This is a genomic window from Kitasatospora sp. NPDC048662, from assembly GCF_055587065.1.
The window spans coordinates 1-8158 of the sequence record NZ_JBVJHA010000027.1 but is presented as its reverse complement, the minus strand read 5'-3'; the positions used below and the strand labels follow the sequence as shown (position 1 = coordinate 8158).

Below are 8158 nucleotides of genomic sequence, written 5' to 3'. Positions count from 1 at the left end.
GCAGGCCGTCATCGCCTGGATCCAGAAACCCGAGCATCGCAGTCACACCGACCACGATCGGGAAGGCTCAATCCACAGATCTTGACAATTACTCGCCGAGGTCGTCGATCAGGCTCTGGAGTACCGGCCCTTCGCCCTGTGACAGGGCCTCATAATCGCAGCCAGATGACCAGGGCGGCCGCAGTGACGATGCCGAGGAAGACGTAGCCGCGCTTGTCGTAGCAGGTCGCGACGGCCAGGGAGTTCTTCAGCCTGTTGATGGCCCCCTCGACAGTGTTGCGCTCCCTGTACCGGTCCTCGTCGAAACCCGGTGGCCGTCCGCCTCCTGATCCCCGGCGCAGACGAGCGGCGTGACTGTCGGCCTTCTCCGGATCGCATGCCGGATACCCTGCCGCCGCAAGTACTGACGGCAGATGTCCTCTGACAGGTGACCTTGACCGGTGGACAAGCGATCTTGACCGATCCGGAGAGCCGGACGCCTCGCCGTCACTGGTGGCCGTTACAGGCCGGCCGCTCGGATGAGCGGCCTCTGGGACTGCGAAGATCGGCGGATGGTGCGCGTAGGTGAGTTCTTCCTTGCAAAAGACGACGAGTCCGCCCTGCGGGTGGGCCCACGCCGCAGTCACGACTTCCCGGCTGTACCGTGCGACGGCATCTACCCCGATGACGCGGTTCTGCAGTGGGAAGCCCAGCTCACGGGCACCAGGAGCACCCTGCGAGACGTGGTGCCCATGGCCAACGACGGATTCACCGTCTTCGCCATCCCCGAGCCGCTATGCAGGGCTCTGGCCACTGCGGGAAGAGCCCGGCTCCGAGCCGCAGCTCGTGCGTGGGCCGAGGCGACCTCCGAACCGGACGACGAGATCTCCCCAGCCAACGCGGCAGACCTCCTCGAACGTGTGGCAGCCCTGGCCAACGGTCGCACGGAGGAGCACCTCGACCTGTACTGCTGGTACTTCGCTCCCTGACCCCGCAGCTCATACCGGTCATGGAGCACATCCACGTCCCGCGACGGGGCGGCGGGCACCCGCGCACGCGGCCCGACCGGGTGGGCGGCGACAAGGCCTACAGCTCCCGCCGCAACCGCTGCTACCTGCGCAGACGTCAGATCAAGCACACCATCCCGGAGCCCCAGGACCAGCAGGCCAACCGCCGCCGTCGCGGCAGCAGGGGCGGCCGCCCACCCGCGTTCGACACGGAGGCCTACAAACGCCGCAACGAGGTCGAGCGCACGATCAATCGACTGAAGACCTTCCGCGCCGTCGCGACCCGCTACGACAAGCGGGCCTACGTCTTCCACGGCACAGTCACCCTCGCAGCGATCCGTCTCTGGCTCCGGCCATGACCCGCCGGACAGAACCTAGCGATCGAACAGCCTCCAACTCCCCTCGGAAACGACCTCGACGACACCGTCCACCACCGTGATGGCCGTCCGGTCGTCGATCGCGTACCCCGGCACCGGCACGCGCGCGGCCCACTTCTCGGCGTCGGCCATGGAGTTCTCCGGGCACATCACGTTGTCCAGGTGTGGGAAGATCGAGAATCCGACCAGGCCCAGCACACTGTCGCCGCCCGCAGCCGGCTTCCAGCCGACGAACTCCTCCCCGACGTGCGGGGCCATCACCATGCTGCCGGCGCTCAGTCCCACGTAGACCGTCTCGCTCAGCGTGGGGAACAGATCCGCCAGGCCGGATGCACGCATCCAGTGGTGCAGGTACAAAACGTCGCCCCCGCACACCAGCAGCGCGTCGACCTCCCGGACCATGGGGACCCAGTTCTCCTCGTCGATGCTGGGCAGCGCGGTCAGCTCCAGCATCCCCACGGTTTTCCACCCCAACTCGACCAAGGGGGTGGACGATTGCCCGGCGATCTGCCGCCACGCCCCGACGGCCGTCCCGGGCATGCCGTACATCGCGGTGGGAATACACAGCGCGGTGGACTCCGCGATGGGTTTGCCCAGCAGATCGACCAGCGCGTCGCGAATGCTCCGGTTGCTGACGCCGCCGGAGGTGAGAAGAAGCTTCATCGCGCCTTCCTTGTCCATCGGGAGCCGTGGCAGGCCACGGCAAGCGGGAGCCCTGAACGTACGGGGGCCTTCCGGCAAGCGAGTCAATCACGGGGCACTGACACGCAGAGCACGCGAGTTGGCGACGCATCAGCCGGGAGCCGCCAATGGCGAACCGACCTGCGATCCCAGATCCGCACGGGCGAGTCCTGGCACACCCGAACCTGGACAGCTGCCAGACCGACAAGATGGTCATTCTCGACCTCACACCAGCCACTCACTGGTCCCCCGCTTCAATCCCGTGACCCGAACCCGTTCCGGCGCGGGCCCGTCCAACGTCCAAAGCGACCCGCGACCCCGGCAGTTCGGGCAACGACGCTCGGGGACCGTCCCCGGGATCGATCACCGCCCCCATGCACGGCTCCCGGCCCCACCACCTCGAGCAACACCTGCTCCCAGTAACCCCCGACACCGACCCACAGAACAACCCGAAGCCGACACCTCTCGGCCCGCCCACCACCGCCGATCAGGTTCTGCGCGAAATGACCACGAGGTATTCGCAGGGAGCGTTCGTCGGGTTGGCGAAACCGTGCTCCGGCCTGGAAGAACAGGGAGTCGCCCGCGTTGAGGGTCTCGGTGATTCCGCCGATCGCAACGGTGACGGTACCTGCGAGCACCACGAGTTGCTTCTCCGTACCGGGCGGATACGCGGGCAGCAGCCCGGTGGAGACCTGCGCGGGGAGGTGGTGACCGACCATCTCGGATCCCCCCGCGCCCGGGGCCGCTGACACGATGTGCCGCTCGAAGCCGGTCTCCGGGTCACGGAAAATCGGACGATCATCCTTCCGCATGACAACGGCCACACCGGACGCGGCGCCGGCAGGCGCACCGACCAGATCCGACAGCGACGCATCGAGCGCGTGGGCGATCCTGGACGCGACGCCGATCGTCGGACTCTTCTCACCGCGTTCGACCTTGGACAGCATCGCCCGGCACCACGCCACGTTCGAATTCGGCAACCTGCAGGTGACCTCGCTGCGGGACGGGTACATCGACATGCCATCGACCCGGCTCCGCGACGAGGACGGCCGCCCGCTCGACATGCTGCCGGCCGCCGTCCCGCTGGCCGGTGGCAACCTTCGGCTGTCGGTCAACGCCTTCTTCGTCACCGACGGCGCCCGGTCGGTCCTCGTCGACACCGGCGCGTCCAACGTCTGGCACGACCCCGCCATGGGGCTGATCCACGACGCGCTCGACGAAGCGGGAATCGACCGCGCGCGCGTCACCGATGTGGCCATCACCCACAAGCACGAGGACCACGTCAGCGGCCTGATCGCACCGGACGGTTCGGAGGCGTTCCCCGAACTCGAACGCGTGTGGATCGGCGCGGGCGACACCTCGGTGTTCACGGGGCGACTCGAACCGATCCGCGACCGGGTCGTACCCGTGTCGGAGAAGGTCGCGGTCAACGACTGGACCACCGCAGTCCCGGCACCCGGCCACACACCCGGTCACACCGTCTACGACATCAGGAGCAGCAGCGGCCACCTTCTGGTCTGGGGCGACACCGTCCACGTCCCCACCCTCCAGTTCGACCGGCCGAACGTCTCCTGGGAGTTCGACGGCGACCAGCCCCAGGCCCGCGCCGCACGAGCAGCCCTCCTCGACCAACTGACCCACCCCCACCACTTCGTGGCCGGCGCCCACCTCGACTCACCCGGCATCGCCCGCGTCACCCCCTCCGGCCACGGCTACGCCCTGGAGTACCTCGCACCACCGATCGGCTGATCGACCCCGCCAACGGCTCCCGGACGGTTTCGAAGTCGGGGAGACTCCAGCTCCTTTTCGTGCCGGCGGGGGCGGTGGAAGCGGTGCGGGGCAGCGTCGTTGGCACCAGCGGGTTGCGCGCGGGGCCACCGAACACGGCGAGGCACGTTCCTCTGCAGGTGGCGCCGCCCGGCCATAGCTGCCTCGGCAGCCCACCGGAACGGTCTCACCGCACTGCGACCGCCGGACACCCCAACCTTCAAACTTTCCCTGGTGGAGGGCCCTGTCCGGCTCCCGTGCAAGACTGCAGCGCATGTCCCTCGCCGACCTCACCTTCGACCAGTGGCAGTCCTTCGACCTCACGATCGCCCGCCGAATCGCACAACAGGCAGCTGAACTGGCGGGCGGCCGCGTGACTGCCGTCGAAACCGTCGAACACCTCGGCACCCGGATGCACCGCGTCCTGATCGACCGGAACGCACAGGAATTCGCCCTGGTGCCGGGCGGCACAGTGAGGCTCGGGTTCGACCTCGCCACCTGGCAACCGACGTCCGAACAGGCCGCCGACTACCAGGAGAGCCTGGAGCAGGGTTTCGGGTACGGCCCGGACCTCCGAGCCCACCTCGCCCATCTGCTCAGCCCGCGCCGGCACGTCACCCTGGCGACGGTGCTCATGGCGGTGAAGGACGAGAACCTGACCGAGCCACCCGCCGACATGCCCGCCGTACTCGCAGCCCGCGGCCTGCGAATGCCGACCTCCGACGAATGGGAACACGCCTGCGGAGCCGGCGCGAACACCCTCTTCCGATGGGGCAACGAATGCCCCCTCGACCGGATCCCCTACGACGACCACACCGGCCCCCAGCACCACCCGAACGCCCTCGGCCTCCGCATTGCCCACGACACCTACCGCACCGAGCTCACCAGCGACACCACCGCCGTACACGGCGGCGACGGCGGCGAGTCAGCCTGCGGCGGCTACGGCCACCTCCTCGGATGGCTGCCCCTGGCCACCGCCAACCGCAACCCGTTCTACGCCGAGTTCGTCCACGGACCGGACGGCGAAGACATGTACGAAGACTTCTCCACCCGCCCGGTACTCGAACTCTGACCCACCACCACACAGCACCCACGCTCGTCGCACCATGCACAACACGACTTCAGCAGGTACCTCCCGGGCACGGAGCGCTGGTCCGACAGGACGGCCGCACCAGCCGGATGCCGTACCGGTCGAGTTCGGCCGAGACGCAGCCCTGCCGGCGAGGCCCAGCAGGCCGGGCCGCTCGCGCGCAAGCTCGAGCTCCGTCCCGATCAACGCGGCTGGACAAGTAGTTCCGAAGTCGGCCGGGTCTGCCGGTTCCGCTCCGGACATGCGGGAGGGTGTCCAGCACCGGGATTGTGACGATCTGCGAGCCGGACACCCTCCTGACCGCACTCTACGCACGGACCGATGATCATCTGCGCCGAATGCGCATACTGCGCCGCCCTCCGCAGCTGACGAACTCCGAACTGACCCGCCACGGCTACAGCCGCTCCCACTCCCGCTGGTCCTGGGGCGTGAAACTCCACCTCGCCCGCACCCCGGCCGGACTGCCCGTGGTGCTCTGGGCCCTGGCCAGCCCGAAAGTCGACGAACGCGAGGTGCTGGCCGCGTTGATCGAGACCGAACCCGACCTCGTCCGCGAACGGCCCGGCCTGCTGATCCTCGCCGACAAGGGCCATGTCTCCGCCGAACTCGACCACCTCCTCGACCAGCACGGCGTCTGGCACAACCGCACCACGGCCCAGAACCAGCGGGAGCGCGAGCGGGGCCATAGCCGGCCCACCCGGCCAGTGCCGAGCGGCGCACGATGTCGCGGGAGCGGCCGCATTCCACCGGCGTGGAGTCGGTGATCCACACCGGCTCGGCCCACAGGTCGCTCGCCTTCGCCAGATCGCAGACGGCCCGCTGCAACGGTGGCCGGGCGGCTCGCAGACGCTTGCTGCAGGCGGGCCGTACGGGCAGACCCGGGAACATGCCCCGCAAATGGGCATGGGCGAAGCAAACCCAGCGGGCCTCGGAGCGGAACCCGAGCAGCACCTGTCCGCGTACTTGTTGAAGTGCTCAGCCAGGTACAGATGAACGTGCTTACTGACTTCGGCCTGTCAGGGTGACGTTGGACTGTCGAGGGCGAGACCGGTACTGGTCCGCCTTGGCAGCTGACATTTGGTCAGTGCAACCTCACATGTCACACTTCTGATACTTCGAACAGTGTCCGCATGTGGGAAGACCCCGGCGAACACCCCTCACCCCAAGCCGCGGTCCGCACCCGAGGAGAGGAAGACAGGTCAATGGTTCGATCGGTCGACAGATTCGTCGAGACCTCCGACGGCGGAAAGATCTTCGCCACGCAGGCGGGTGCCGGGTCTGACCTGGTCCTGCTGAACGCCGGGGCCATGGACCTTCGGATGTGGGACTCCAACCTCGGCGCCCTCGCCGCCGGGCACCGGGTGACCAGGTACGACGATCGCGGCACCGGCACGCGCTCCGCGAAACCGGTGCGTCCGTGGTCCTTCACGCGCGACCTGCTCGCCGTCCTCGACGCGCTGGACGTCGCGCGCCCGGTGCTGGTCGGATCGTCCGACGGGGGCCGCAAGGCCCTCGACTTCGCCGTGGCACACCCCGACCGGGTGTCCGGCCTGATCCTGGTCGGCACCGCCATGTACCTTCCGGACCCCGATCCGCAGGACCAGGCCGCCCTGGCCGCACTCCTGTACGCCCTCACCCCTCGCCAACACGCCGTCGACCGGGGCGACTTCGCCGCCGCGGCCAGCCACGACCTGAATGTCTGGTCCCCCAGGACCACGCCAGAACAGCGCGCCCGCATCCAGGAGATGTACGCCGATTCGCCCGGCTTCTTCGCCGGGTGGCCCGCCGAGCCGCTGCCCGAGGCCCGGCCGGGGATCGAACATCTGGGCCTCGTCCAGGCGCCGACTACGGTTGTGGTTGGCGAGCACGACACGGACTTCACCCGACGCTGCGCGCTGCGAATCTCGCACGGTGTGTCGGGCACCCGGCGGATCGACGTTCCCGGCGCCGACCACTTCGTCAACCTGACGCGCCCGGACGCCTTCCATCAGCTGGTCACCGAGTTCCGACCCGCGTAAGGGCACCGACCGAAGGCCGGCCGAGGCCGGTTCGCCGAGGGGCCGACCGCCGGGGCCGAGTGAGTGCTCCCACGCGGCAAGGCCAGGCTGTACACGGCCAGGGCCCGCCCCGCCCCGGCCAGGAGGGCCGCCTTGATGGAGCTCGGCCAGGGGAAGTCGGGCGTCGAGGCGCGGTGCCCGTGCAGAAGACCTCAACCGGTCAGCCGATTCAGATCTTCAGGTCCACGTCGGCGCTGCCCTTCACCTCGTCGTAGAAGGCCTCGTCGAGGAGCCACCCGACGTCCAGGACACCGGCATTCGGCAGTGTGTCCGGCCGCGGCGGCCAGCCGGTCGGCGAACTCCGTGATCTGCCCGGCCTCAGCCCGGTCGGCGCTCCGGACCCGCCGGTGCCGAGCGGGCGTGTGCCGAGCCGGCCGAGCACTACGTACCGGCTCGCCGCGGCGGTCCGTCCGTTGGCTTTACTAGCGAGATGGAGGCTTGATAGCGGCTGTTGCTAGGTCTCCCGCTGGCCAGCCGGTGTGTTCGGTCGGTGCCATTCGCTCTCCGCGGGCACCCCGTCCGGCCAGGCGAAGCACAACTCTCCGTCCATCGCGGCGACCAGCCATTGGGCGAAGGAGATCCCCTGCGGCCAACAGCCACCGTCTGCGTTGGACCACATCGCGCCGTCCGGGTCGCGGAAGTCGATCATCGACCACATCGTGCAGCCCCAGTCGTAGAGCGGCACGACACCTGCAGGAATGCGCCCGCTGGGATCCGGCCCGTTCTCATAGGGCACTGCGATGTGCTCCTGCCACGACCCCACATCGACTGGCGGGACCCCGTCGATGGGGCCGAAGCCGCCGTTGGACACCTCCGTGTAGAGACGCCGGAGAAGCGTGGGGAAGGCGAACCCGATGACACGTTCCGCCTCGGCAACGGCCTCCGGCGGGGCCGGCGGAGGCGCCTGCCGTTCCCGGGCGATCCTCCGGCAGGCTTCAATGATCTCGTCATCGGTCACCCAGTGATCGTATGAACCGACTCGGACAGTTGACGCCGTTCTTCCAACGCGAGGGATTCGCGTGCGGGTCAGGCCGCCTCGGTGTCGCGTTCGATGGCGGCGAGCCGGTTCTTCAGCCGGTAGCTGGGTCCGTTGATGGAGACCACTTCGCAGTGGTGGAGGAGCCGGTCGGGGACGGCGGTGGCGAGGACCTCGTCACCGAGGACCCGCCCCCTTCAACTGGGGCTGGCACTTGTTCGTTG

At 68.7% G+C, this 8158-nt stretch carries 8 protein-coding genes and 5 pseudogenes; 5 read left to right on the top strand and 8 right to left on the bottom strand.

The features are described 5' to 3' along the window. Positions 1–149 precede the first annotated feature (149 nt). A pseudogene (locus tag ACZ6R9_RS33695) lies at positions 150–409 on the bottom strand (IS5/IS1182 family transposase); the annotation flags it as partial. 142 nt (positions 410–551) lie between these two features. Between ACZ6R9_RS33695 and ACZ6R9_RS33690 the strand changes: the two are divergent. Together ACZ6R9_RS33690 and ACZ6R9_RS33685 are read left to right on the top strand one after the other, a co-directional pair. After that, positions 552–968 carry a hypothetical protein gene (locus ACZ6R9_RS33690; RefSeq protein ID WP_465542578.1) on the top strand — a complete coding sequence of 139 codons (417 nt, stop codon included), beginning with the start codon at positions 552–554 and terminating at the stop codon, positions 966–968. 2 nt (positions 969–970) lie between these two features. Beyond that, a pseudogene (locus tag ACZ6R9_RS33685) lies at positions 971–1345 on the top strand (transposase); the annotation flags it as partial. Positions 1346–1360: 15 nt separating this feature from the next. Here the strand turns inward: ACZ6R9_RS33685 and ACZ6R9_RS33680 are convergent. Together ACZ6R9_RS33680 and ACZ6R9_RS33675 are read right to left on the bottom strand one after the other, a co-directional pair. After that, positions 1361–2026 carry a Type 1 glutamine amidotransferase-like domain-containing protein gene (locus tag ACZ6R9_RS33680; RefSeq protein WP_465542576.1) on the bottom strand — a complete coding sequence of 222 codons (666 nt, stop codon included), beginning with the start codon at positions 2024–2026 and terminating at the stop codon, positions 1361–1363. A 272-nt stretch (positions 2027–2298) separates the two neighbouring features. Beyond that, entirely contained in the window at positions 2299–2991 is a 693-nt protein-coding gene (locus tag ACZ6R9_RS33675) for a hypothetical protein (RefSeq protein ID WP_465542574.1), read from the bottom strand. Between ACZ6R9_RS33675 and ACZ6R9_RS33670 the strand changes: the two genes are divergently transcribed. Both ACZ6R9_RS33670 and ACZ6R9_RS33665 read left to right on the top strand, forming a co-directional pair. Next, positions 2981–3793 carry an MBL fold metallo-hydrolase gene (locus ACZ6R9_RS33670; RefSeq protein ID WP_465542572.1) on the top strand — a complete coding sequence of 271 codons (813 nt, stop codon included), beginning with the start codon at positions 2981–2983 and terminating at the stop codon, positions 3791–3793. The two genes, ACZ6R9_RS33675 and ACZ6R9_RS33670, sit on opposite strands and share 11 nt — an antisense overlap. A 292-nt stretch (positions 3794–4085) precedes the next feature. Further along, a complete protein-coding gene (locus tag ACZ6R9_RS33665) occupies positions 4086–4883 on the top strand; it encodes a hypothetical protein (RefSeq protein WP_465542570.1) in 798 nt (265 codons plus the stop codon). Between the two features lie 61 nt (positions 4884–4944). Here the strand turns inward: ACZ6R9_RS33665 and ACZ6R9_RS33660 are convergent. Beyond that, positions 4945–5093 (bottom strand): annotated as a pseudogene (locus ACZ6R9_RS33660) (IS982 family transposase); the annotation flags it as partial. Positions 5094–5439: 346 nt separating this feature from the next. After that, a pseudogene (locus ACZ6R9_RS33655) lies at positions 5440–5855 on the bottom strand (IS982 family transposase); the annotation flags it as partial. 248 nt (positions 5856–6103) lie between these two features. Between ACZ6R9_RS33655 and ACZ6R9_RS33650 the strand changes: the two are divergent. Then, a complete protein-coding gene (locus ACZ6R9_RS33650) occupies positions 6104–6919 on the top strand; it encodes an alpha/beta fold hydrolase (protein ID WP_380478548.1) in 816 nt (271 codons plus the stop codon). A gap of 208 nt (positions 6920–7127) precedes the next feature. Here the strand turns inward: ACZ6R9_RS33650 and ACZ6R9_RS33645 are convergent, their stop codons facing one another. The 3 genes and pseudogenes from ACZ6R9_RS33645 to ACZ6R9_RS33635 all read right to left on the bottom strand — a co-directional run. Next, positions 7128–7340 carry a hypothetical protein gene (locus ACZ6R9_RS33645; protein ID WP_380478550.1) on the bottom strand — a complete coding sequence of 71 codons (213 nt, stop codon included), beginning with the start codon at positions 7338–7340 and terminating at the stop codon, positions 7128–7130. Positions 7341–7412: 72 nt separating this feature from the next. After that, a complete protein-coding gene (locus ACZ6R9_RS33640; protein ID WP_465542567.1) occupies positions 7413–7916 on the bottom strand; it encodes a hypothetical protein in 504 nt (167 codons plus the stop codon). 68 nt (positions 7917–7984) lie between these two features. Then, positions 7985–8128, bottom strand: a pseudogene (locus tag ACZ6R9_RS33635) (ATP-binding protein); the annotation flags it as partial. Positions 8129–8158: the final 30 nt, after the last annotated feature.

Bases quoted from the DNA above. Each gene is read 5' to 3' on its own strand.
- ACZ6R9_RS33690 (WP_465542578.1), top strand. From the start codon at position 552: ATGGTGCGCGTAGGTGAGTTCTTCCTTGCAAAAGACGACGAGTCCGCC.
- ACZ6R9_RS33680 (WP_465542576.1), bottom strand. From the start codon at position 2,026: ATGAAGCTTCTTCTCACCTCCGGCGGCGTCAGCAACCGGAGCATTCGC.
- ACZ6R9_RS33675 (WP_465542574.1), bottom strand. From the start codon at position 2,991: ATGCTGTCCAAGGTCGAACGCGGTGAGAAGAGTCCGACGATCGGCGTC.
- ACZ6R9_RS33665 (WP_465542570.1), top strand. From the start codon at position 4,086: ATGTCCCTCGCCGACCTCACCTTCGACCAGTGGCAGTCCTTCGACCTC.
- ACZ6R9_RS33650 (WP_380478548.1), top strand. From the start codon at position 6,104: ATGGTTCGATCGGTCGACAGATTCGTCGAGACCTCCGACGGCGGAAAG.